Origin of the sequence: Methanoculleus sp. DTU007, assembly GCF_001512385.1 — an archaeon.
Taxonomy (GTDB): domain Archaea; phylum Halobacteriota; class Methanomicrobia; order Methanomicrobiales; family Methanoculleaceae; genus Methanoculleus; species Methanoculleus thermophilus.
Genome location: NZ_LFRO01000077.1, coordinates 20,045 through 41,358, shown reverse-complemented (window position 1 = coordinate 41,358; position 21,314 = coordinate 20,045). Strand labels below are relative to the sequence as shown.

The window sequence follows — 21,314 nt, the reverse complement described above, 5'->3', positions numbered from 1 at the left end:
GAGAACGATATGTCGGTCTCCCCGATCCCGATATCGACCATGGCGTTCCGGACGGCCTCCGGCTCGATACCCCGGCGTGCAATCGCTCGCAGCGTTCCTAGGTGAATATCGTCCCACCCGGTGTAGAGACCGCTCTTTATACCCTCGCGCATCCCCGACGTCGAGAGGACGACGCCCGATATCCCCATTCGACCGTAGTGACGGTAGACCGGCGGTTTCCAGCCGAAGTAATCGAAGATGTAGCGCTGCCGTCTCGTGTTCGCAATATGGTCCTTGCCGCGGATGACGTGGGTGATCCCGAGGAGATGGTCGTCGACCGCGACGGAGAAGTTCATCAACGGAAATACCGTCGCGTCCACCCGCGGGTGGGGGGGCGAGCTCACGATCCGCATTGCGGAGTAGTCGCGAATTGCGGGGTCGGGATGGGTGAGATCCGTCTTAACCCGGACGGTCACGTCACCTTCATAGAACTCTCCATCAAGCATCCGCTGCCAGAGTTCCAGGTTCTCCTCCACGGTCTGCTCCCGGCAGGGGCAGGCCTTCCCCTTGAGTTTGAGTTCGCGGAACCGCTCAGGCTCGCAGACGCAGACGTAAGCGCCTCCAAGTTCGATGAGCTTCCTGCAGAGATCGTAGTAGATATCGAGCCGGTCGCTCTGGTAGACGATATCGGTGATCCCGAGCCCCAGCCACTCGACATCTTCCCGGACCATATCGTATGCCTCAGGATCGACCCTTTTTGGGTCGGTATCCTCAATGCGGAGGACATACCGGCCGCCGTAGCGCTTAACATAGTAATCGTTCAGGATGGAGGCCCGGGCATGCCCGAGGTGCAGCGGTCCGCTCGGGTTCGGTGCAAACCGCATCACCACGCCATTCTCGGCACCCTCAAGCGCAGGGAGTTCCCGGATATGCTCGTGCGTCTCGGTGAGTTCGGCAAGGAGTTCTGGGGCGAGTTCCTCAAGGCGACTCTTCCTCTCCGCCGGGGTCATCGCCGCTACCTCTGCGATCACCTTCCCTGCGATCGGGCCGAGTTCCCTGGCCCTGCTGCGAAACTCCGGATGCTTGCCGAGCACCGTGCCGATGACAGTTCCGCTTTTCGGTGCACTCTCATGTTTCACGGCATTCTGCAGGGCATAAATATAGAGCAGATCTTCGAGACTGTTGTCCATCGTATCAGTTGCCCCGGTCGATGAAGAAGTCGGCTATCTCTGAAAGAAGACGCTTCTCCTCCGAGTTCGGGAGGACCGAGAGCGCCTCCTTTGCGACGGTGGCCCGCTCGACCGCTTTTTCCCGCACCTCATCGATGACGCCTGCATCCTTGAGTTTGGCAATCAGGTCGTTGATTTCTTCGGGCGAGAGACTCCTCCGGTATGGAGCAAGGTCAATTCCTTTCTCACGCGCCTTGATCGCGATCAGGGTCTGCTTCCCTTCCCGGATATCCGATGCCTGGTCCTTGCCGCTTATTTCAGGGCTCGCGAGAAGGTCGATAAGATCGTCCTGAATCTGGAAGGCGATGCCGCTGTTCAGCCCGAACTGATAGAGGGCGTCCGTCTGGATCGGGTTCGCTCCTGCAAGGATCCCGCCGATGGCGGCGGATGCACCGTAGAGGACACCAGTCTTTTTGCTGACCATCTCAAGGTACTCAGCCTCTGAGACGTCGTTCCTCTTCTCAAAGGCCATGTCCATGCTCTGCCCGTCGCAGATCTCGGCACATGTCCGGGCAAGCATCTTCGTCGCCCGAACTTTTGCAGCATCGCTGGCTTCCGAGAGGCAGATGAACTCAAACGCCTTCGCGTAGAGCACATCGCCTGCAAGGATTGCCGTCGGCTCGTCCCAGACGGTGTGCACCGTTGGGACGCCGCGCCGCACACGGTCGCCATCCATGATGTCGTCATGGATGAGGGTAAAATTGTGGGTCAGTTCCAATGCAAGGGCTGCAGGGATCAGGTCGTCCGAGGACCCTTTCCTGACTGCATCTGCAGCAAGCATGACGACCGCCGGGCGGAGCCTTTTTCCGCCTGCAAGCAGCAGGTGGGCGCTCGCCCGGAAGAGGTCGCCATGGACATCACCAAAGTAGCGGTGGATCACCTTGTCGATTCTGTCAGCATTCTTCTCCAGGTAGTCTGCAAGCGTTGTCATGTTCAATCTCCTACTTAATCAAGACGTTCTGCCCGTTCCGGAGGATGTGCAGGTCGTTCCCGAAAGTATACCCGATCTCCTCTGCAAACTTGGCGTATTCCCCGGTCATCCCGATGTCGCCGTGCGACGGGATGACGTGTTGGGGATTTAAGAGGTGCAGGAACTCGTAGTGGTCCTCTTTGTAGGCATGGCCTGAGACGTGCAGGTCGTCGAAGATCCGCACGCCTGCCATCTTGGCTCGGGCCTCGACAAGGTAGCGCTGCCCATAGTTCATCGGGTTTGGAATCACCTTTGCGGAGAAGAGGATCTTGTCGCCCTTCTCCAGTTTGAACGGGGTGTCGCCCATCACGATCCTTGTCAGGATGGCGCCGGCCTCTCCCTGATGACCGGTAACGATAGGAACGAACTTATCCTTTCCGGTCTTCATTATCCGCCGCAAAGTCCTATCGACGGTCCGGCGGTTCCCAAACATCGAGAGCGACTCAGGGAACCCGACCAGTTTCAGCTGCTCGGCGGCCGAACAGTAGCGCTCCATCGATCGCCCAAGGAGGACCGGTTTCCTCCCAATCTCGTGGGCGCATTCGGCGATCGTCTTGATACGGGAGATATGCGATGAGTATGTCGAGACAAAGATGGCGTTCTTGTCGTCCTCATAACTGGTGATGGTATCCCGTACGAGGTCTCGTGCGATCTTCTCGCTCGGGCACCGCCCGCTATCAGCGACGTTGACGCTCTCCACGATGAGGGCAAGTACGCCCTCCTTCCCGATCTGCCGCAACCGGGCGAAGTCCGGCGGCTCTCCGAGAACCGGAGTTCGGTCGAGTTTGAAGTCGTCGGCATAGACGATCGCTCCCCGCGGGGTGTGCAGGACCGGAAAGACCGTATCGATGATGGAGTGCTGACTCCGCACGAACTCGAGGGTCAGGTGCGGGGAGATGGTATACCGCTGCCCCGCTCTCAAGGCGAAGAGTTTATTGTTCACCCCGAACTTCTGTTCGCCCGCAATCTGCTGCCTGATCAGTTCTGTGGTATAGGGCGTGCTGATGATCGGAGCATTGTACCTGTGTGCCAGTTTCGGTATTGCACCGATATGGTCCAGGTGCCCGTGCGAACAGACGATCGCCTTGACACTCCCCTCCACCGCATTCATGATGGTGTCATCAGGAATGGCCTTCATCTCGATCAGGTCCAGAGAATGCATGTTCTCAACATCTGCATCCTCATGGATCATCACCTGGTCGAGGCGCAGACCCATATCAAAGATGACAATCTCTTTTCCGCAGCGGACGGCAGTCATATTTCTGCCGACTTCGTTATATCCGCCCACTGCTATGATCTCAATATCCATGTAATCCTCCGTATTAGGATGTTTTGTGGTCAGTCGCTTGTTTCAATCATTTCCCGGGTTAATCCAGTAATATATGTCCGTACGTTTGAGAGGTCCCGCATCGTCCGGGATCCCGTCAGGAACATTGCAACCTCGAGTTCTCGCTGTATCGCATCAACTGCTGCAAGGAGCGCGTCTTCACTCTCCATGGCCGGTTTCAGGAGGGGGAGCGCCATGCCCCCGAGATCTGCCCCGAGTGCGATTGCCTTTGCAATATCAATCCCTGATCGCAGCCCACCCGTTGCAATGATCGGGCCTCCTACCTTTCGCACCTCGCGGAGGCTCACCACTGTTGGTATGCCCCAGGATAGGAACGCTTCCCCGAGTTCGGCGAGTCTGGGGTCGCTTGCTCGCAGGCGCTCGATCTTCGCCCAGGACGTGCCTCCATACCCACCGATATCAATTGCGCTTGCTCCTGCCCCCCGGATTGCCCTTGCAGTCTCGGCCGATATACCGGATCCGGTTTCCTTCACGATGACCGGATAGGGAAACTCTTCACAGAGGGTGCGAAGCGCAGCAAGGCACCCTTCTGCATTGTGATCGCCCTCTGGCTGAATCGCTTCCTGAAGCGAGTTAATGTGAATGGCGATCGCCTGTGCATCGATCATCTCGACAGCCCGCTCCGCCCACTCGATGCCGTGGTCGCGCAGCTGAATGATCCCGAGGTTCGCACAGAGGAAAGCATGTGGCGCCTCCTCCCGCACGACGGTGAAACTCCCCTCCAATTCGGGGTTCTCCAATGCCGCTCGCTGAGAACCAACACCCATGCCGAGGTTATATCGTTCGGCGACACGCGCCAGCCTTCGATTCACCTCGAGAGTGTCCGGATGCCCTCCGGTCATCGCTGCAATGAAGAGGGGGGATGAGAGTGTTGCTCCAAGAAACCGCGTTCTGGTATCGATCGCGTCCATATCACACTCGGGGAGGGCGTTGTGGACCAGTCGGACATCCCCGAATCCTGCATCGCCTGCTTCAACGGGGTTCTCACAGCAGATGATCAGATGGTCACGTTTTCTTGATGATGTAATGGTCTCTCTGGTCATGATACACCCCGTCTGGCCACTATTGTCCCGCCGTGCCCGGTGCCGTCAAGGAACTGGCCGATCTTAGAGACATGGAAGATGTGCGACTCGATTCCGGCATCAGCGAGTGCAAGGAGTTCCATGAGTTTGCCTTTCATCCCTCCGGTCACGTCGGTCTTCGACGATCCGCCAACAGTGAGCGTCTCAAAAACGGTCCGATCGACTCGCGGAACGACCGATCCATTCTGCAGTACGCCGGGGACGTCCGTTGCAAGACCCACCCGCCTGCTCGAGAGCGCGATGGCAAGCCGGGTCACCAGTTGATCGCCCGATACGATGCACGATCCCTTCAGGCGGTCCATCACCACATCGCCGTGCAGCACTGGTACAATTCCGTGTTCTGTCATCTCGGCAATATGGCGGGTCTCAAACGAGACCAGACGGCCGTCTTCGGCGAGAGCGAGATCGAGCGGATGGATGCCGACTGCCTCGACTCCGGCATCCCGCAGGGCAGCGACGACCGCATCGTTCAGTCTTGAAGCGGCTGCATGCGTGTAGTAGACGCCGGGCACGTTCTCTTTCGTGAGGCCGTCGTTGATTCGGTAACGCCGGGCCTCCGGGTGCCCGCATGATCCCGCACCGTGAACAAGCACGAGCGCGGAAGCTCTTCGTGCGGCAAGTTCGTCCGCGATCTCGTGCAGGCGAGCGTGATCGATACTGCATTCGCCCGACTTATCGGTGATCACGCTCCCGCCCAGTTTCAGTATCACGGTATCAGTCATGCTTCTCTTTTCGTACACCATCCGTATCGATGGTCGTGATGATTGCTCTTCCTTCACAGGCTTCGATGGCACCGGCGACCCGGCTCTTTGCACGCCTGGGGCAGAGGGCAATGATGCAACCGCCGCCTCCGGCTCCAGTGATCTTTGCACCGTACGCGCCGCTTGCCCTTGCAGCGAGGATGAGTTTACTGCTTGTTGGATGCCCCACACCGAGCGCCTCAAGGAGGGCGTTATTCATGTCCATACACCGCCCCAGTTCTTTTGGGTTGTTGATGTTGTGGAGGGCGCTGAGCGTCACGGCCCCGATGGCATCGAGTATTGGGTTTGCGATCTCCGGATGCTTTTTCTGCAGGTCTCCGACCAGTTCCACCATCTTTGCGGTGCTGTGCGGCACCATGGTGTTTCCTACGACGATATGAAGGCTCTGTGGCGGGAGTCTCCGTTTGGAGTTCCCTGTGATGAGCACCATTCCTCCGTTCGTCGAGACATAGGTGTCGGTTGGGCTTGCCCGCCCGTTCTGAACTTTTTTCTCGACGGCAAATGCCATCTCAGCGATCTCCTCACGGGTGTGCCCGATATCGAACTCATCGTTGATCGCAGAGAGTGTTGCCACCGTGACCGCGGCCGATGATCCGAGCCCTGACGAGCTCTGGAGTTGCGAGTGGACATAGACACTGCCCCGGACGCCCAACATATTGAAACATTCATCAATGTAGGGCGATTTCGCACGTGTTGGGTTGCGGGACTTCCGCACTGTGACAAAGACCCGGGGCTTAATTGCCATAGCTACGCCTGGTTTTCCGTAGACCACTGCATGCTCACCGAACAGGAAGACCTTGCCCGGTGCGCTCCATGTTGCCAATTATACCACCGCTATTGCTGCATACCCCACTACCTGGTTAAAGTCCCCTGTCACGTTGCCGCTGGTTGTATACCGCAGGAGTTCCCCGGTCTTTGCGCCTAGCGACCGGCAGACGATGCACATGGTCGCTATCGGACCGTAGCCGCATGCCGTGGCTCCGGTCTCCTGGAGCCGGCGGTAAAATTCATGCGTATCCAGGTTTTTGAGTGCATCGATAGCGTAGAGGTCCTGTCGGCGGGCCACCTCGTCCGGGACGTAGTGTGAGAAGTCGCTTGAGGCTACAAAGCGCACGTCTCTTCCGGTGCGTTCTGTCGCCAAGAGTAGACGCTCTGCAAGATTCTCAGCAGCCTCATGACGCTGGTCTCCCATCATTATGGGTACAGCCCTTGCTCTCGGGAAGCGGTATTTAATGATGGGCATCTGCACCTCGAGCGAGTGCTCGTCCAGGTGTGATACTTCATCAACCTCGATCTCCAGCGCATCGATAAACTCTTCATCAATATCGACGATCCCGAGGGGGGTCTCCCACGGCACGGCAGAGGCACAGGTCATGTACCCCCTGTGGCTCGGACCGATGACAACGAATGTGCCATCAAAATCAGGCGGTATGGTGGAGAAGGCACAGGCTGCAGTCTCCCCGGAGTATACGTACCCGGCGTGAGGGGAGACGATGCCCCGGGCATCGATCTCCGGGGCCCGTTTCTGGAAGAATGATTCCAGCAGTTGCTCCAGATGCCTGGGCTCGGCAGGGTAGAACATTCCCGCTACACTGCATGGGCGCATATCCATCAAGATTGAGCTCTGTGCCTTCGAGTCTTATAACTCTGTCTCAAAGTCTTCAGGAGTGAGTGATGTGGCGACACCGCGCAGGCGGAGCATTTCCTTTGTCAGGAGGTAGTAGATCATCGAGAGCGCTTTCCTGCCCTTGTTGTTCGTCGGGATCACCACGTCGACGTACTTCGTCATGTTGTTGGTGTCGCAGAGGGCGACGATCGGGATGCCCGCCTGGACTGCCTCGGTGACTGCCTGGGAGTCGCCGATGGGGTCGGTCACCACGATCACATCAGGCTCGATGTACTTGTTTAAGCGCTGATTAGTGAGCATCCCTGGGATGAAGCGCCCGATGACAGCCATGGCGCCGATTGAATCGGCAAACATCTTTGCCGGATACTGGCCGTACTGCCGGGAGGTGACAACCAGGATCTTAGCGGGTTCATACTGCGAGAGGAACTTCGCAGCGGTCTTAATCCGCTCGTCAGTCGCCTGGATATCCAGGATGTAGAGCCCATCCCCGCGGACACGGTAGATGAACTTCATCATGTCTTTGCTCTTCTGCTGCGTGCCGATGTGCACACCTGCTGCGAGGTAGTCTTCAACGGGCACCAGTGGTTCTTTCAGTTCGATCTCAAGTTCGTTTCCAGTCAAGTTAGATCAGCTCCTCTATGCGAATCAGTTCGTTCAGTTTGGCTATCCGTTCCCCGCCGACCACGCCGGACTTGAGGAAGATGCATCCAAATGCGGTTGCAAGGTGTGCAATCGTTGCGTCGGTGGTCTCACCGGAACGGTGGCTCATGACCGTCTCCATACCGTTCTCCTGGGCGAGGTTTATCGCCTCAAAGGTATCGGTGAGTGTTCCGATCTGGTTTGGTTTGATCAGGACGCAGTTTGCCGCGCACGTCTCGATGCCCTTCGTGATCCGTTCGACGTTGGTCACAAAGAGGTCGTCACCGCAGATCAGACAGCGGTCTCCAACCTGTGCGGTCAGGTCGGCGAATGCCTCGAAGTCCTCCTCGTAGAGGGGATCCTCGATGTAGATGAGGTTGTAGCGGTCGACAAGTTCTGCTATGTAGGCGATCTGGTCTTCGCGGCTCCGTGAGGCATCTTTGTAGCGATACTGCTTGCCGTCCCAGAGTTCGCTAGACGCTACGTCGATTCCCATCCGAACCTCAACGTTCATCTCATCAGAGACGGTGTTGATCGCCTCACTCATGATCTCGAACGCCTCGGCGTCGGATATTGCGGGTGCCCAAGCACCTTCATCCCCTTTGCCGGAGAGTTTGCCCCGTTCCTGCAGGATCTTCTTTACAGTCTTATGAACGGCAGCGTTCACAAAGACCCCCTGCGTTGCGCCGGATGCCCCGGTGGGTACTACCAGGAACTCCTGGATAGATGTGGCATTCGGGGCGTGAGCGCCTCCACCGATGACGTTGCCGAGCGGCAGGGGTGTCGCATTGGCAAATGCGCCGCCCAGGTACCGGAAGAGGTCCAGGTCAAGAGAGGATGCAGCTGCCTTTGCGCATGCGAGAGATAGTGCTACAGCGACATTTGCGCCGATTGAACTGAAGTCGGTCGTACCGTCGTGTTCTCGAAGCAGCGCGTCGAATGTGATCTGATCGAGAGCGTCTTCACCAATGAGCGATGGAATCAGGTTCTTCTGCGCATCCTCGATAGCCTCACGCGGAGGTCTCACCTTTGCTTCATAGGTCCCGGTGCTCGCCCCGCTTGGTGCTGCAGCCCGGCCAAAGCCACAATCTGTGTAGATCTCAGCCTCGACAGTCTCGTTTCCGCGGCTATCCAGGATCGTTCTTAGGATAATCTGTTCAATGGTCGCCATCAGATCACTACTATCTCTTCACTGTTATAGGGATCACGCCTCGATCGAACTCTTCAAGTGCGATCTCAAGCGGCTCTGTCTTCGCTGTTTTGATCAAAACAGGTGCACCCATTGATATCTGCAGAGCACGAGCCCCTATAATTCGCGCCCGTTCATACCGGGTATACGATTCCATCGTGTAGCCTCAGAATCAATTAATACTAAAATGGGGTCGCTGAGATTTGAACTCAGGTCACAGCATCCCGAACGCCATAGGATAGTCCAGGCTACCCCACGACCCCTCACTGATACGGATACAGGTCCTCCACTATTTCCTTGTGTGTCAGCAGCATTCGTCTGCAGCAGTACCGCTCCAGACCGAGACTGTCGAGGATCCGTCCCGGATCCTCGCCTGCATCTCGTCGCTCCTTGAACTCCTCCCAGGCTGTAGAGATGACCTTACCGCATGTAAAACATCGTACAGGTATCATAATAATGGTCCTCCATCCCTTATATTTCTTTCCTCACCTGTAGGACTTCTGGAACTTTGCCCGTGCACCGCGGCCGTGCGGTTTCTTGGTTTCCTTCTGCCTGGAGTCGTTTACGAGCAGTGTTCGGTCATACGCAAGGAATGCATCTTTAATCTGGGGATCGTTATGCCACTCCACAATTCCGCGCGCAAGCGCTGTTCGAACTGCTTCTGCCTGCCCCATCGTACCGCCGCCTGAGACGTCGATCGCTGCATCGATGCCATCGAGCGCGTTCGGAATCAGCAGCAGGGGCTCAGAGATCTTCATGCGAATCAACTCGGTTCCGTAGATCTCCAGGGGAATGGAGTTGATCCGGACCCGGCCGTTGCCGGGCTTCAGGGTTGCCCGGGCGATTGCCGTCTTTCTCTTACCGCTTGTGTTGATGATCTTTGCCATTCCATCACCCTATTTAGTATTTTGCTCCGAGGTTGGAACTGATTGTTCCGATGGTCACATACCTCGGGCTGCTCAACCGGTCGATGTGAGCCTCTGGAATCGACTCGGCCTCCGCTCCGCTGAACTCTGCCGGAACGCCGACATATGCCTTGATCCGCTTGAATGCAGCAACGCCACGCTCGCGCTTATACGGGAGCATGCCGCGGATGGTGCGCTTGACGATCTGGTCGGGTCTACGCGGGAAGAACGGACCGCCCTCACGGGAGCCTCGCATGCGCTTTGTATTGTAGTTCTCAAGCACCTGTGCCTTGCTTCCGGAGACGATCGCCTTCTCCGCGTTCACGATGGCGATCTCCTCGCCGGCAAGAGCACGCTGCGCGACGATGCTGGCCATCCTTCCGAGCAGTAGTCCATCTGCATCGATAACTGTAACCATCCGTCTCACCTGAGAATCCGTACCTTGCTCCCTTTCGGGTTGTCCCGAACAAGGTCCTCGATAGTCATGCACGTCCCGTTGGCGCTGGTGATCTTGCTCACCGCGGTCTCGGAGAAGTCCAGTGCAGCAATCTTTACCGGCAGATTGAGTACGCCACTGCCAAGCACCTTACCCGGCACCAGGATCGTCTCATCCCCGTTTGCGTAGCGGTTGATCTTGCTGAGGTTTACTTCAGCGTAGTTCTTCCGGGGTGCATCCAGTCTTCTTGCAATCTCACGCCAGATGCTTACCTCATGTACGCGCGACGCATCTTTGAGCGTCATGATGAGGGCGGTCAGCCGGGGGTTTGATTTGTTCTCGGTTGTCTTCTTCATGCAGTCCCCTCTCCCGTTATCTCGTTCATCACACCTATCAGGTCATTTGATGATTTCTGAATGTATTGAAGCGCTCTCTCGATGATCTCCCGGACGGGCAACGATCCGTCGCTCTCCACCACAAAGATGAATCGGTTCGTGTCGCTGCCAATATGGATGGCTGGCTCACTGCCTATGCCGCCGGAAAGGCATGCCCGCTCGCAGAGTTTACATAAGGAACAGTACTCCAGCCGTCCTTCGATGACCTGAACTTTCCCCTGTCTGGACTCTAGCACCCCGCGCGGGCACTCGTCGATACACATGCCGCATCCATCGCACCGCTCATCGATGGCGATTTCAGGATACGTTTTGTACCCGCAGGCGGTTGTTGCCTGCCACTTGGCGTGCTCTTTTCCAAAGCCAATAACAGCCTGCGCTTCGAGCACGACCTTCTGCTCCTCGGCAAGGGTGATAATGGGGATCTTATCCTCCGTTGGAGCGGCGTCGGGATCCTGAGGTATCAGGTCGCTCGAGTAGACGGTCTTTGGTCCCTCAACGGAGAGGGTATAGGTTGCGGTGCAGGCCGGACATCCGGCGCCGCCGCAGGTGCATTCGCTACGTGGTCTGTAGCGTTCCAGATCCGTCCGGAGCGGTATGAGTCCCAGTCGGTGGGCCAGCATCTCGTCGAAGAGGACACTCGTGTTGTCGTAAATACGGACATCTTCTATAGCGAGCGTCGGCACTTCGCTGATCATCGCACGCCGGAACATATTGGCGAACGATATGGAAACACCACTGATGGTGAATTTGGCGACTCTCTCATCCAGTCGAGAAAACGCTATCTCCATTACACTCTCCTTCCTCTCCGGCCGCCCTTGCTGCGGATGCTGTCGTGGGGCACCGGGGTGACATCTTCGATGCGGCCGATCTTCATCCCGGCACGGGCAAGAGCGCGGATTGCTGCCTGAGCTCCAGGCCCGGGGCTCCGCTGCTTGCCGCGGCCGGGTGCACGCACCTTCACGTGGACGCCGGTAATCCCCTTGTCTCGCGCGTTCTGCGCAACCTGGATTGCCATCTGCATGGCAGCATATGGCGAGCTCTCGTTCCGGTCCTGCTTCACGACCATACCGCCGCTGCTCTTGGTAACAGTCTCGGCGCCGGAGAGATCCGTGATCGTGATGATGGTGTTATTGAAGGACGCAAAGATGTGGGCAATGCCCCATTTCTCTTCTGCCATGGTTTTACCTCACTCCTGCGCGGGCGATGCGGCTTCTCTCGGGGTGGACGTCGTTCGTGAATGGGGAGGAGCCGTAGTAAGTAATCTCTGCCTCTTCAGATCTCTCGACCCGGTAGCCCGGAATGGTCACTCTGCGGCCGGCGATTGCAATGTGGCCGTGGGTGATGAACTGGCGTGCCTGCTTGGGAGAGCGAGCAAGTCCCTTGCGGAGGACCAGTGTCTGAAGGCGACGGTCGAGCTGCTGCTCGACTTTGAGCGCAAGAACGTCACCGACATCGGCGTTCTCACCAACAAGCCCGTAGCGGTAGAGGTGGTTGAGGAGCTGGTCCCTCTTCTTCTGGTACTCCTCAGGACTGGTACCTGCCGACCGCAGTGCCACCAGTTCCCTGGCTGCGGCGTGGTATTTCCGCAGCACGCTCTGAGCCTTCCAGAGTTCACGCTTGTTCCGGAGCCCATAGTCGATGACGAGTTGTTTTTCATCCTCGATCCTTGTCTTCTCGAACCGCCGCTTGGGCGTCGCGTACTGCTTGTGGTTTTTACCTGGGTATCCCATTTAATCACCGCGTTACTCTTTCTTTCTCTTGACGCCGACGGTCATACCCGTTCTTCCAGTGGACTTGGTGCGCTGACCACGGACCTTCTGTCCGGTCTCGTGCCGGATACCGCGGTAACACCGCATCTTTCTCATCCGGTTGACGTCCTCGTCGTTCACCAGGGTCAGATCGGTGCCGAGGAGGTGGCGGGATTCTCCGGTGTAGACATCCTTGGGACGGTTTACCATCCAGTCCGGGACCTGCTCGATGTAGGTGTCGACGGCGGTTGCAATTCGCTCGATAGATGCATCATCCAGCTTGCCGAGCACTGCACGGGGATCCACATTGGCAAGGGCGGTGATGGTGCGTGAAGTGCGTGGACCAATGCCCTTGATCCCGGTCAGTGCGATATGCACTGCCTTCGTGCCGTCGAGATCAGTATTTCTGATCCGAACAAAGTACTTTATCTCTTCTTCATCCATGTAATCGCCTCATCATCGACGTTGTCGGTGAAAGCGCTGAGGGAGGGATTTGAACCCTCGAGTCCCAGGGGGACACAGGTTTAGCAAACCTGCGCCATACCAGGCTTGGCTACCTCAACATAGAATTTCGCATCTTTCGATACTCGCAACACCTGAGGTATTGCTCCAGACACAGCATTCTATGACTTGTGCCTATAGACTTTGGCGTGTTATGTTAATAATTATTGTGGTGATTGGGAGGGGCGGCGAGCACGCTCAACCCCGCTCCCAATCAGGCCTGAAGCGACGATGGGGAGAGCAATCGTCGCATCACAGAAGCACTGGACCCGCGGTGACTCGGGTGCTTCCTTGCCCCAGCTGATCGCCTCTTCGAATGTGCACCCGGAGAGACCGCCCCAGTGGGGGGCATCCGTAGTGTACTGAATTGCGTAGGCATGCCCGCCGAGGTCCTGCTCGTGAATTGAGGCGATGACCTGCGTCTGCTGGATGAAGTTCTTCGGCACACCACCGCCGATATAGATGACGCCGGTCTTTTTCGCCTCCTCGACCATGCGGGTGATCTCGTCGGTGTCGGCGAGTTGGTCGATATTCACGTCGACCCCGCGCCGGCGGGCCATCACGAGACCGATGCCAATGGACGAATCGCCGAGTGCGGGGATGAATATCGGGACGTCATACTCGGCGCAGGTGGCGACGAGCGACTGACCCTGTGGCCGCCGCTCGCGGAGCCATTCTCCGAGACGCCGGATAAATGCGCGTGACGATCCGTTGAACGGGGCAATCTCGTCGGCGAACCGGGCAATCTCCGCGTCGACGCTCCGGAACTCTTCCTCGTATGCAAAGACATCGTAGATCCGGTCGATGCCCTCTTTGAAGAGTGCGGCATCGTCTGCGTGGTGGTGGCCGAGATAGTGGCGCACGCCGAGGTGCTCGCAGGTATCATGGAAGATGTTTGCACCTGTCGAGACGATGACATCGACGTAGCGGTGCCTGACAAGCTCGATCAGCACGTTCTGCATCCCTGCCGGGATCATTGCCCCCGACAGCCCCATGAATATCGTGCAGTCCGGATCCCTGACCATCCTTGTCCAGACCCCGAGCGACTCCCCGAGTTTTCGCCCTTGAAAGCCGGTCTTGCTCATAGCCTCAAGGAGGGCCGTTATATTACTGTTTGGTTTGACAGGCTGCGTTGGTTTCATGGAAATATCGTGATATCGTTTCTGGTTATGGGGTATTAATGGTTGGTGCCGGGTCGGGTGAGACCCGCCGCCAGGAACTCAACGGGCGGAGTTGCAGATACCGGTAATAAGACCTGATCTCTGATTGAATACCACTGACCGAACCTCGCCGGCCGCAAAAAAGATTTTTCAGAGCCCCTCTCACAGGGCCTGAACAAGCGAATTCCTGGTTACGATTCCGGCAATCTTGCCGTCCTGCATGACCGGGACGGAACTGATGTTCTTCTTGAGCATGAGATCGATGACATCCGAGACGTCCGTATCCGCGTCCACCGAGATCAGGGGCGAACTCATGATATCGCGCACGAGCAGGTTTCTGATCCGGTAGTCCTGGCGGGTTCCTTCCACGATGTCCTTGAAAGCATGGAGCGCTTTTGCGACGTCGGTCTCCGTGACGATCCCAAGGACCGTATCTCCGTCCTCGACGATGAACCGGTTGATGTTGTTGTCCAGCATCCTCCTGCGGAGGTGGACAGCCCGCTCCTCGGCCTGAATGAAATGCGCCGGTTCCATTGTTTCCAGGAGGTTGCCGGCCGGCCGGAGCACTTTGAGGAGGTCACCTGCCGTCACCTGTCCTATGAGACGGTGATCGGAATCAAGTACCACGACGAGTTTGTAGCGCTGGAGCAGCGGCACCAGAATGTCGATGCTCTGATCCGGGTACGCGGAGGTGAAGTTCTCTTCGACGGTGTTTGCGACATGTATGGATGTGGCTTTCAGTGTATGGGTCTTTCTGCTCCCGAGTGACTCGGCGATTGCCGCACGGGATGTTGTGCCGATGACCGTGCCGTTGTTGGTCACGATAAGGGGATCGACGCCCTCATCAAGCATCTTCTCGAGCGCTTCGCTGACATAGGCAGACTTGGCGATGGTGATCGGTTTTGCCATCACGTCTTTGATAAGTACCTGTAATCTGTCGCTCATTTTGCCACTTCCTTGATGATATCATCTCTCTTGAGCACACCCTGAATATCATCATCCTCCACTACGACGAGACTGTTGATCTGGTGCTCCAGCATCAGCCCGACGGCGTCCTGCAGGGATGCGTTCGGAGCGATGGTGATGACAGGACGGCTCATGATGTCCTCTGCAACTGCCGATACCTCTACGACGTACCTGAACCGTTTCTGCCCCGCCGGCTCTTCCTTTCGGAGATGTTTGACGTCCTTTCTGGGCAGATTCATCCGTTCATCCAGGTACTCATAGAACGCGAGATTACTCTCCGTAATAATGCCGGCAAGGCTTCCATTGTCATTGACAACGATAAGTTTATCGTTTTTTCCCTGAATCGTGTTGATGACATGGTCAAGTGAGTGATACCGGTTGACCGTGACTGCCTCTTCCATAATCTCGTCGACCCGGGCTTGCAGCCCGCGTACGTAGGCAGAACGCATAACGTCAAGTTTGGTGACGATGCCGACCACCTTGCCATCATCGTCGACTACGGGTAGTCCCGAGATGTCCCGGTCGAGCATTCTGATCGCGATATCCCGGATACCGGTCTCCTGAGTTACAGTAATCGGGTTAGGTGCCATCAGTATGCTGACCGGTATCCGGTCGATGGGTCGCCGACGCCACATTGGTTCCGTCTGCCTGAGTCGATACGCGATATCTTTCTTGGTGAGGATGCCCTGGAGCGTCTCCTCTTCCATGACCGGGAGCCTTGACACGCGGTGCTTGAGCATCAGGTTTCGCGCATAGGCGACGTTATCGGTTGGTGCAACGACGTGCACCGGAGCGGACATCACATCAACGGCACGCATACTTCTTCACTCCTCTGCAAATGCTTTTACAAGGTCATACTCCGTCACGAGCCCCACGAGGTGGGAGTCCTCTATCACGGGAAGCGCCCCGACACGACGCTGAATCATCTCGACGGCAATATCGTGAATATTCCGATCCGGCGTGATGGTGTGGAGTTCTCCAGAGAGGAGCGACCGCACCGGTGCTCCCATCACCTCGGCAGCATCTCCGGTCGTCAACTGCTCAAAGGCCTTGCCCTTCCCAAGATAATTCATGATATCGGTGGCGGTAACGATACCGCAGAGAACATCATCCACGACGACCGGGAGCCGCCGGAACCTGCATTTAATCATCTCTTCACAGACCTTGCCGATTGGGGTATCGGGGCTTGTGACACGCACCGAGGGTTTCATGATATCTTCTGCCTTGCGATTGGAATGCTCGGTGGTGAGCACCTTCATCACATCGCGCTCCGTTACGATGCCTTTTAAGGTTCCTTCTGGGTCGGTGATGGGGATCCCGCCGATATTCCGGTTGACGATGATATCGACTGCATCGCCAATGCTCCCGGCAACTGGCATCGTAATAGTATTCGAGGTCATGATCTCGCGTAGCCCTTCGTTGATGGCCGCAAGGAAGTTCCCTCCGTGCTTGACCTGCACCAGATTGAACTTGTCGCCGCCGCCCATGAAGTCGATGATATCGGTGACGGTCACGATCCCGCGGAGATGGCGCGTTCCCGCATCAATGATCGGCAGTCGGCGGAACCCTTCACGAGTCATGATCTCGACAGCCTGGATGATTGGGGTGGTTCGTTGGGCTGTCACGACATTCCTTGTGGCGATTGTCATGATCTCGCCTTCGTAGTCTGCGGGGCGTGACTTGAAATCGACCGGTCCGCGATCGAACTTGCCCGGCATCTTCAGGAGCCTGTCAGCCGGTTTCTTATCAGAATTATTCGAGTGTGGTTGCATGGTATCACTCCTCTGGAAGGTTAATGTCCGGAGGCGCCCTTACCGGGCGAGACAGCTCAGGACATCATGACGGTCGATAACGCCGACGAGCCTCTTCCTCTCATCGATGACCGGGAGGAGGCTGATGTCGTGGTCGACCATCAGTCGGCTCGCCGTTGCGATCTGATCATCGGGCGCTACACTGATGACGGGTGTCGTCATCACCCGGTCCACTGTGGTTTCCGCCTGGTTCTTCACCGATGCACGGATGCTTCCTGCACGCAGGAGGTCTCTCCGGGAGACGATGCCGATGACTTCGTTCTTCTGCATTACCGGGAACGCAATAAAGCCACTTGTTACAATCAGGTTATAAATCCGATGTATGGGGTCCTGGGACGTGCAGGTGACGGGTTTGCGTGACATGACATCATCAACCCGCCCGGGTATATTGTAGCGCGAGATCAGGACCGGAAAGAGTTCGGAAAAGAGTACTCCGGCCAAGAATGAACCGTTTTCATCAACAACAGCGGCACTATTTGTATTGGCACTCATTATTGCGCGGGCAACCTCAACGAGGGGTGTCTCGGGGGTGACCTGTGCAGCCTCCCTGACAAACCCCCCAACGGTAACGTTCGATTTGGTGTCCGTCACTCGCAGGACGTCGGTTATATCAAGGTAGCCCATCAGGCGATCCTTCTCATCAACAACGTAGAGTTCACGGAAGACGTCGTCGCGGAGCACGCTCCGTGCTTTGGTGATGTAATCATCACACCGTAGAGTGGGTATATCCACCATCAGGTTTGAGGTCACTTTCATAGCAACTGCTCCTCTTCCCGACAGGTGGGACAGAGCATAAGGCTATCGACTCGTGAGAGGTCGTCGGACATCTTCCCGCACCGATCACAGACGCCCATGGCGTATTCCTCCTCTCGGTTGATCTCGATAAGGTCCGCCAGCAACTCGTTCACTTCGGCCGCTACGGTGAGGATATCCCTGACGGTCACGATCCCGATGACCATCTGGTTCTCGACGACAGGGAGCCTTCGGACACGGTTTTTCACCATCATCGCCGCCGCATCACCGACTAACTTCTCTGCCCCGATCGTGATCAGGGGGGTGCTCATGATCTCGCTGACATAAACCTCACTTGGCTTTAGGTCTTTTGCGACGACTTTACAATTAATATCCTCCTCCGTAACAATCCCGATGGGTAGGTTATTCTGCAGCACGATACAGCTACCGACCTCATCACGGCACATCGACTGCGCCGCTCGGGCGACTGTTTCCCCCACATCGATGGTCGTAGGATGGCTCCGCATGACCTCCCTGACTGGAACACGTGTCTCGAAGTGGATGGTATCGCTATTATTCATCATAGGATTCTCCTAATTCGGTCGTTTTGAGAGCCGATTATCCAGGTTCAGGTGTATCTAGGTTTTGACAATATAAAAAGAATTCTCTCACCAGCGAATTGCTGTTTCTCCTCCATATCCGATGGCATATGCAGAATGGAACATATAATTATATTTATCTGGGAGTGTCATAGCATACGTAAGTATACGCGAAATGGACAATCAGAAGGTGCCAGATGAGCATATTAGTTCGTACAAAACAAAGGATCTCCCGAATCCTTCAGGCGTTCTTTGGGAAGCGGACCCGTCGCATTGGGATCTATGGCCCGCCCAATGCCGGCAAAACGACGCTTGCCAACAGGATCGTCCGGGATTGGATTGGGGACGCAGTCGGGCCTGTCAGCGAGGTGCCTCACGAAACCCGTCGTGTGCGCCGTAAGGAGAATATAACCATCACGGGCAGCAACGGTCACGCGATCACCTTTGATATCGTCGATACGCCGGGTGTGACAACCAAGATCGACTACAATGAGTTTCTCGAGTACGGTTTCGAGAAAGAGGAGGCGATCAAGCGGGCGCGGGAGGCAACCGAAGGAGTTGCCGAGGCGATGCACTGGCTCCGGGAGGACATTGATGGTGTCATCTATATGCTTGATTCCACACAGGACCCGTTCCAGCAGGTGAACATCATGATGGTGGGGATTATTGAGAGCAGAAATCTCCCGGTTTTGATTGTCGCAAACAAGATTGATCTTCCCGATGCGTCACCTGCGCGGATCAAGAGTGCGTTTCCCCAGCACCCCGTGGTCGCCATATCGGGTCTAGAGGGGAGCAATGTAGACGAACTATATGAAACGATGGCATCCTATTTTGGGTGATGGAGATGATACAGGGTGTACAGATAGACCTTATCTCGGCAGAACGCCTTGACCGGCTTACAGGCATGGAGAAGATTCGTCTGATCCTCGACGATGTTATGGAGGGCAACATCGTTATCCTGGAAAAGGGCCTCGCGCCGGATGAGCAGAGCAAACTTATTGAGATTACGATGCGGGAGATCACGCCTGACGGGTTTAGCGGTATCGAGATGGAGACCTACCCTGTCAAAGACGTCCAGGAAGGTTTTCTCTCAAGGCTCCTTGGCGGGAAACGTTCTGAAGCCCGGCTAACGGTTATTGGGCCTGCAAACCAGCTCAAGACTATAAAGAAGGAGAAAGATCTCATCAGCGCATGGATCTCTTCCTCAAGGTGAACAGTGATCACAGGTGATTGAGATACCTCACAAGTGTACGCAATGCGGTAGGGAGTTTGAAGACGGTTCGACGAAGATCTTGAAAGGATGCCCTAGTTGCGGTGGGAAGAAATTTCTCTACATTCGTGAGGCTGAACGACACGACGATGTGCTGAAAGAAAAAACCGTCAGTGAGATCGTGAGGGAGACCGGGCGCGATGTACTTGAGGTCCGGCCGGATCGACAGAGGAAGGAGATCGAGGTCTTTGACCGGATTGAGAGCATCCGGATCCTTGGCCCCGGATCATACGAGTTGAATATTGAGAAATTGGCAAAATCTGACGAATTTGTCGTTGGTCTTGAAAAAGAGGGGAAGTATGTGGTCGATATTCTCTCTATGGCTCGTAAAAAAAAGTAATCAAAAATTTAAGGCCTCTTAAAGACTGGCCTGACTTTGACCGTTTTTGCGGGTTCGGGCCAAAATCTTAAGTATTCTCAAAGCTATTTTTCAGGTAATAATAGGTCTGACACTCTAAAGTCACATATCCCGGGCAATGGTTTCCTGCATGAGAGCATGGAACTCCCATAAACCGTTTGCGTATATGGATCGCCATTCTTGATCTCGCTCTTATGCGGCCCGATTACTGCTGGCTGTATCGCGTAGAGGAGAGTGTCAACGAAAAAGGAGGATTATGAAGCCGAAGTACCTTGTATCATTGGAACAGGTTGCCAATATCGATGCAAAAGAGCGTGCCGAACTTAAACGCGTTACAGATCTCTTTGCATTCCGATCGAACGATTACTACCTCTCCCTGATTAACTGGGAAGATCTCAAGGATCCCATCCGGAGATTGATCATCCCTAACCCGGGTGGACTTGAGCCCTGGGGGCATCTCGATCCCTCATCGGAACACCGGTATACCCGTGCGCCGGGGTTGCAGCACAAGTACCGGGAGACTGCCCTCATGCTGGTGAGCGATGCCTGTGGAGGTCTCTGCCGCTACTGTTTCCGCAAACGCCTCTTCATCAAGGATGCACGTGAAGTGAATAAAGACGTCTCCAAAGGGCTTGACTATATTCGCGACCACCCGGAGATCAATAACGTCCTGCTGACCGGGGGCGACCCCCTGACCCTTGAGACTGGCCGGCTGACCGAGATCATCCGGCAACTACGTGATATTAATCATATCGGGATCATCCGAATTGGCACAAAGATGCTTGCATATAATCCCTACCGGATCATCAACGACCCTGCATTGCTCGATATGGTCCGACAATACAGCCTGGATGATAAACGCATCTACATCATTGCTCAGTTTAACCACCCGCGTGAACTGACCGAGGCCGCACGCCAGGCAGTCTCCCTTCTTCAGGACGCCGGAGCGATCGTCATGAACCAGACGCCACTGCTCCGCGGCATCAACGATCATCCTGGAGTGCTTGCTGGATTGTTTAACAAATTGGCATCGATCGGTATCCACCCGTACTATGTCTTCCAGTGCCGCCCTACAGTCGGGAACAAGCCGTTTGCGGTTCCGGTAGAGGAGTCCTACAGGATATTCGAGCAGGCACGGGCAGTCTGCTCGGGACTTGCGAAGCGGGCCAGGTTTGTGATATCCCACGCTACCGGCAAGATTGAGGTCGTGGGGAAGACTGATGAATACACGTTCTTCAAGTACAACCAGGCGGCAAACCCTGATGATCGCGGACGGTTCATGATCTACAAGAGCAACCCGAATGCCTATTGGTTCGATGATTACACCGAACTGGTCGACGAAGGGAGAGTGAGAGGGCCCAGTGGAGCGATGTAGACCCCCTCCTCCCCGGGAAGGAACGGGCGGTCGGCCCTGAATGCCAACTGCCTCCCCCGCCATTTGCTTTCTTGAGTCTTTCCGGCCAGATGGAGAGATAAGATGCCTGTACCTGGATCCGGCGCCCGGGAGAGCGCTCTCTCGTGAACTGCCAAGTCTTTTCTTCTTCGCCTTCCCATAGGTTAAGCACCTGTGATACATATGTCGGGAGCAACAGTATCCGGCGGGCAACAC

28 protein-coding genes and 2 tRNA genes are annotated in these 21,314 nt (G+C 56.1%); 4 read left to right on the top strand and 26 right to left on the bottom strand.

Annotated elements, in window-relative coordinates:
* From ACI94_RS08600 to ACI94_RS08475, 26 genes are all read right to left on the bottom strand, one after another.
* On the bottom strand, positions 1–1,169 hold a 1,169-nt coding region (locus ACI94_RS08600; RefSeq protein WP_286681312.1), incomplete at its 3' end, for a glutamate--tRNA ligase.
* Positions 1,170–1,173: 4 nt separating this feature from the next.
* On the bottom strand, positions 1,174–2,139 hold the full coding sequence (locus tag ACI94_RS08595) for a polyprenyl synthetase family protein (RefSeq protein ID WP_066958372.1): 966 nt from the start codon (positions 2,137–2,139) through the stop codon (positions 1,174–1,176).
* Between the two features lie 10 nt (positions 2,140–2,149).
* The gene (locus ACI94_RS08590; protein WP_273259298.1) at positions 2,150–3,487 is read right to left on the bottom strand and encodes an RNase J family beta-CASP ribonuclease; all 1,338 of its coding nucleotides are present in this window, start codon (positions 3,485–3,487) and stop codon (positions 2,150–2,152) included.
* 29 nt (positions 3,488–3,516) lie between these two features.
* Positions 3,517–4,569, bottom strand: a complete 1,053-nt coding sequence (fni, locus tag ACI94_RS08585; RefSeq protein WP_066958368.1) for a type 2 isopentenyl-diphosphate Delta-isomerase — start codon at positions 4,567–4,569, stop codon at positions 3,517–3,519.
* The gene (locus ACI94_RS08580; RefSeq protein ID WP_066958366.1) at positions 4,566–5,330 is read right to left on the bottom strand and encodes an isopentenyl phosphate kinase; all 765 of its coding nucleotides are present in this window, start codon (positions 5,328–5,330) and stop codon (positions 4,566–4,568) included. The genes fni and ACI94_RS08580 overlap by 4 nt, the downstream gene beginning before the upstream one ends.
* A complete protein-coding gene (gene mvk / locus ACI94_RS08575) occupies positions 5,323–6,192 on the bottom strand; it encodes a mevalonate kinase (RefSeq protein ID WP_286681308.1) in 870 nt (289 codons plus the stop codon). Before mvk ends, ACI94_RS08580 begins: the two co-directional genes overlap by 8 nt.
* Entirely contained in the window at positions 6,193–6,981 is a 789-nt protein-coding gene (gene amrB / locus ACI94_RS08570; protein WP_066958362.1) for an AmmeMemoRadiSam system protein B, read from the bottom strand.
* A 27-nt stretch (positions 6,982–7,008) separates the two neighbouring features.
* Positions 7,009–7,617: a 30S ribosomal protein S2 gene (rpsB, locus tag ACI94_RS08565; RefSeq protein WP_083524847.1), complete on the bottom strand. Its 609-nt coding sequence runs from the start codon at positions 7,615–7,617 to the stop codon at positions 7,009–7,011.
* A gap of 1 nt (position 7,618) precedes the next feature.
* The gene (eno, locus tag ACI94_RS08560; protein WP_066958360.1) at positions 7,619–8,806 is read right to left on the bottom strand and encodes a phosphopyruvate hydratase; all 1,188 of its coding nucleotides are present in this window, start codon (positions 8,804–8,806) and stop codon (positions 7,619–7,621) included.
* A gap of 10 nt (positions 8,807–8,816) precedes the next feature.
* Entirely contained in the window at positions 8,817–8,981 is a 165-nt protein-coding gene (locus ACI94_RS08555; protein ID WP_083524846.1) for a DNA-directed RNA polymerase subunit K, read from the bottom strand.
* A 31-nt stretch (positions 8,982–9,012) separates the two neighbouring features.
* A tRNA-Pro gene (locus ACI94_RS08550) sits at positions 9,013–9,087 on the bottom strand.
* Positions 9,088–9,276 (bottom strand): DNA-directed RNA polymerase subunit N, encoded by a 189-nt coding sequence (locus tag ACI94_RS08545; RefSeq protein ID WP_066958358.1) that lies wholly within the window; start codon positions 9,274–9,276, stop codon positions 9,088–9,090.
* A 33-nt stretch (positions 9,277–9,309) separates the two neighbouring features.
* Positions 9,310–9,711 (bottom strand): 30S ribosomal protein S9, encoded by a 402-nt coding sequence (locus tag ACI94_RS08540; protein WP_066958357.1) that lies wholly within the window; start codon positions 9,709–9,711, stop codon positions 9,310–9,312.
* Positions 9,712–9,724: 13 nt separating this feature from the next.
* Entirely contained in the window at positions 9,725–10,147 is a 423-nt protein-coding gene (locus ACI94_RS08535; RefSeq protein WP_066958355.1) for a 50S ribosomal protein L13, read from the bottom strand.
* 5 nt (positions 10,148–10,152) lie between these two features.
* On the bottom strand, positions 10,153–10,521 hold the full coding sequence (locus tag ACI94_RS08530) for a 50S ribosomal protein L18e (protein WP_066958354.1): 369 nt from the start codon (positions 10,519–10,521) through the stop codon (positions 10,153–10,155).
* Positions 10,518–11,348 carry a DNA-directed RNA polymerase subunit D gene (locus tag ACI94_RS08525; RefSeq protein WP_066958352.1) on the bottom strand — a complete coding sequence of 277 codons (831 nt, stop codon included), beginning with the start codon at positions 11,346–11,348 and terminating at the stop codon, positions 10,518–10,520. The genes ACI94_RS08530 and ACI94_RS08525 overlap by 4 nt, the downstream gene beginning before the upstream one ends.
* Positions 11,348–11,737 carry a 30S ribosomal protein S11 gene (locus tag ACI94_RS08520; RefSeq protein WP_066958350.1) on the bottom strand — a complete coding sequence of 130 codons (390 nt, stop codon included), beginning with the start codon at positions 11,735–11,737 and terminating at the stop codon, positions 11,348–11,350. The genes ACI94_RS08525 and ACI94_RS08520 overlap by 1 nt, the downstream gene beginning before the upstream one ends.
* A 4-nt stretch (positions 11,738–11,741) precedes the next feature.
* On the bottom strand, positions 11,742–12,290 hold the full coding sequence (locus ACI94_RS08515) for a 30S ribosomal protein S4 (RefSeq protein ID WP_273259301.1): 549 nt from the start codon (positions 12,288–12,290) through the stop codon (positions 11,742–11,744).
* Positions 12,291–12,302: 12 nt separating this feature from the next.
* Positions 12,303–12,752 (bottom strand): 30S ribosomal protein S13, encoded by a 450-nt coding sequence (locus ACI94_RS08510; protein ID WP_066958347.1) that lies wholly within the window; start codon positions 12,750–12,752, stop codon positions 12,303–12,305.
* 34 nt (positions 12,753–12,786) lie between these two features.
* Positions 12,787–12,871 (bottom strand) — tRNA-Ser (locus tag ACI94_RS08505).
* A 102-nt stretch (positions 12,872–12,973) separates the two neighbouring features.
* The gene (locus ACI94_RS08500) at positions 12,974–13,951 is read right to left on the bottom strand and encodes a deoxyhypusine synthase (protein WP_286681307.1); all 978 of its coding nucleotides are present in this window, start codon (positions 13,949–13,951) and stop codon (positions 12,974–12,976) included.
* 180 nt (positions 13,952–14,131) lie between these two features.
* The gene (locus ACI94_RS08495) at positions 14,132–14,914 is read right to left on the bottom strand and encodes an HPP family protein (protein WP_066958344.1); all 783 of its coding nucleotides are present in this window, start codon (positions 14,912–14,914) and stop codon (positions 14,132–14,134) included.
* A complete protein-coding gene (locus ACI94_RS08490; RefSeq protein WP_066958342.1) occupies positions 14,911–15,753 on the bottom strand; it encodes a CBS domain-containing protein in 843 nt (280 codons plus the stop codon). The genes ACI94_RS08495 and ACI94_RS08490 overlap by 4 nt, the downstream gene beginning before the upstream one ends.
* Positions 15,754–15,759: 6 nt before the next feature.
* Positions 15,760–16,707 (bottom strand): CBS domain-containing protein, encoded by a 948-nt coding sequence (locus tag ACI94_RS08485; RefSeq protein WP_066958340.1) that lies wholly within the window; start codon positions 16,705–16,707, stop codon positions 15,760–15,762.
* Between the two features lie 39 nt (positions 16,708–16,746).
* Positions 16,747–17,502 carry a CBS domain-containing protein gene (locus ACI94_RS08480; RefSeq protein WP_066958338.1) on the bottom strand — a complete coding sequence of 252 codons (756 nt, stop codon included), beginning with the start codon at positions 17,500–17,502 and terminating at the stop codon, positions 16,747–16,749.
* Positions 17,499–18,062 carry a cyclic nucleotide-binding/CBS domain-containing protein gene (locus ACI94_RS08475; protein WP_066958336.1) on the bottom strand — a complete coding sequence of 188 codons (564 nt, stop codon included), beginning with the start codon at positions 18,060–18,062 and terminating at the stop codon, positions 17,499–17,501. Before ACI94_RS08475 ends, ACI94_RS08480 begins: the two co-directional genes overlap by 4 nt.
* Before the next feature lie 212 nt (positions 18,063–18,274).
* Here ACI94_RS08475 and ACI94_RS08470 point away from each other — a divergent pair, with 212 nt between their 5' ends.
* From ACI94_RS08470 to ACI94_RS08455, 4 genes are all read left to right on the top strand, one after another.
* Positions 18,275–18,916, top strand: coding sequence for an Era-like GTP-binding protein (locus ACI94_RS08470; protein WP_066958335.1), 642 nt, complete (start codon positions 18,275–18,277; stop codon positions 18,914–18,916).
* 5 nt (positions 18,917–18,921) lie between these two features.
* Positions 18,922–19,290, top strand: a complete 369-nt coding sequence (locus ACI94_RS08465; protein WP_066958405.1) for a DUF2073 domain-containing protein — start codon at positions 18,922–18,924, stop codon at positions 19,288–19,290.
* A 22-nt stretch (positions 19,291–19,312) separates the two neighbouring features.
* A complete protein-coding gene (locus ACI94_RS08460) occupies positions 19,313–19,687 on the top strand; it encodes a Zn-ribbon domain-containing protein (RefSeq protein ID WP_066958333.1) in 375 nt (124 codons plus the stop codon).
* A 274-nt stretch (positions 19,688–19,961) separates the two neighbouring features.
* Positions 19,962–21,080: a KamA family radical SAM protein gene (locus tag ACI94_RS08455; RefSeq protein WP_286681306.1), complete on the top strand. Its 1,119-nt coding sequence runs from the start codon at positions 19,962–19,964 to the stop codon at positions 21,078–21,080.
* The last annotated feature ends 234 nt before the right edge of the window (positions 21,081–21,314 follow it).

Bases quoted from the DNA above. Each gene is read 5' to 3' on its own strand.
- ACI94_RS08475 (WP_066958336.1), bottom strand. From the start codon at position 18,062: ATGATGAATAATAGCGATACCATCCACTTCGAGACACGTGTTCCAGTC.
- ACI94_RS08580 (WP_066958366.1), bottom strand. From the start codon at position 5,330: ATGACTGATACCGTGATACTGAAACTGGGCGGGAGCGTGATCACCGAT.
- ACI94_RS08520 (WP_066958350.1), bottom strand. From the start codon at position 11,737: ATGGCAGAAGAGAAATGGGGCATTGCCCACATCTTTGCGTCCTTCAAT.
- ACI94_RS08465 (WP_066958405.1), top strand. From the start codon at position 18,922: ATGATACAGGGTGTACAGATAGACCTTATCTCGGCAGAACGCCTTGAC.
- ACI94_RS08545 (WP_066958358.1), bottom strand. From the start codon at position 9,276: ATGATACCTGTACGATGTTTTACATGCGGTAAGGTCATCTCTACAGCC.
- ACI94_RS08525 (WP_066958352.1), bottom strand. From the start codon at position 11,348: ATGGAGATAGCGTTTTCTCGACTGGATGAGAGAGTCGCCAAATTCACC.
- ACI94_RS08530 (WP_066958354.1), bottom strand. From the start codon at position 10,521: ATGAAGAAGACAACCGAGAACAAATCAAACCCCCGGCTGACCGCCCTC.
- ACI94_RS08470 (WP_066958335.1), top strand. From the start codon at position 18,275: ATGAGCATATTAGTTCGTACAAAACAAAGGATCTCCCGAATCCTTCAG.
- ACI94_RS08500 (WP_286681307.1), bottom strand. From the start codon at position 13,951: ATGAAACCAACGCAGCCTGTCAAACCAAACAGTAATATAACGGCCCTC.
- ACI94_RS08535 (WP_066958355.1), bottom strand. From the start codon at position 10,147: ATGGTTACAGTTATCGATGCAGATGGACTACTGCTCGGAAGGATGGCC.
- ACI94_RS08485 (WP_066958340.1), bottom strand. From the start codon at position 16,707: ATGCAACCACACTCGAATAATTCTGATAAGAAACCGGCTGACAGGCTC.
- ACI94_RS08495 (WP_066958344.1), bottom strand. From the start codon at position 14,914: ATGAGCGACAGATTACAGGTACTTATCAAAGACGTGATGGCAAAACCG.
- ACI94_RS08595 (WP_066958372.1), bottom strand. From the start codon at position 2,139: ATGACAACGCTTGCAGACTACCTGGAGAAGAATGCTGACAGAATCGAC.
- fni (WP_066958368.1), bottom strand. From the start codon at position 4,569: ATGACCAGAGAGACCATTACATCATCAAGAAAACGTGACCATCTGATC.
- ACI94_RS08480 (WP_066958338.1), bottom strand. From the start codon at position 17,502: ATGAAAGTGACCTCAAACCTGATGGTGGATATACCCACTCTACGGTGT.
- ACI94_RS08455 (WP_286681306.1), top strand. From the start codon at position 19,962: ATGAAGCCGAAGTACCTTGTATCATTGGAACAGGTTGCCAATATCGAT.
- ACI94_RS08490 (WP_066958342.1), bottom strand. From the start codon at position 15,753: ATGCGTGCCGTTGATGTGATGTCCGCTCCGGTGCACGTCGTTGCACCA.
- ACI94_RS08510 (WP_066958347.1), bottom strand. From the start codon at position 12,752: ATGGATGAAGAAGAGATAAAGTACTTTGTTCGGATCAGAAATACTGAT.
- ACI94_RS08515 (WP_273259301.1), bottom strand. From the start codon at position 12,290: ATGGGATACCCAGGTAAAAACCACAAGCAGTACGCGACGCCCAAGCGG.
- ACI94_RS08540 (WP_066958357.1), bottom strand. From the start codon at position 9,711: ATGGCAAAGATCATCAACACAAGCGGTAAGAGAAAGACGGCAATCGCC.
- eno (WP_066958360.1), bottom strand. From the start codon at position 8,806: ATGGCGACCATTGAACAGATTATCCTAAGAACGATCCTGGATAGCCGC.
- ACI94_RS08590 (WP_273259298.1), bottom strand. From the start codon at position 3,487: ATGGATATTGAGATCATAGCAGTGGGCGGATATAACGAAGTCGGCAGA.
- amrB (WP_066958362.1), bottom strand. From the start codon at position 6,981: ATGGATATGCGCCCATGCAGTGTAGCGGGAATGTTCTACCCTGCCGAG.
- ACI94_RS08555 (WP_083524846.1), bottom strand. From the start codon at position 8,981: ATGGAATCGTATACCCGGTATGAACGGGCGCGAATTATAGGGGCTCGT.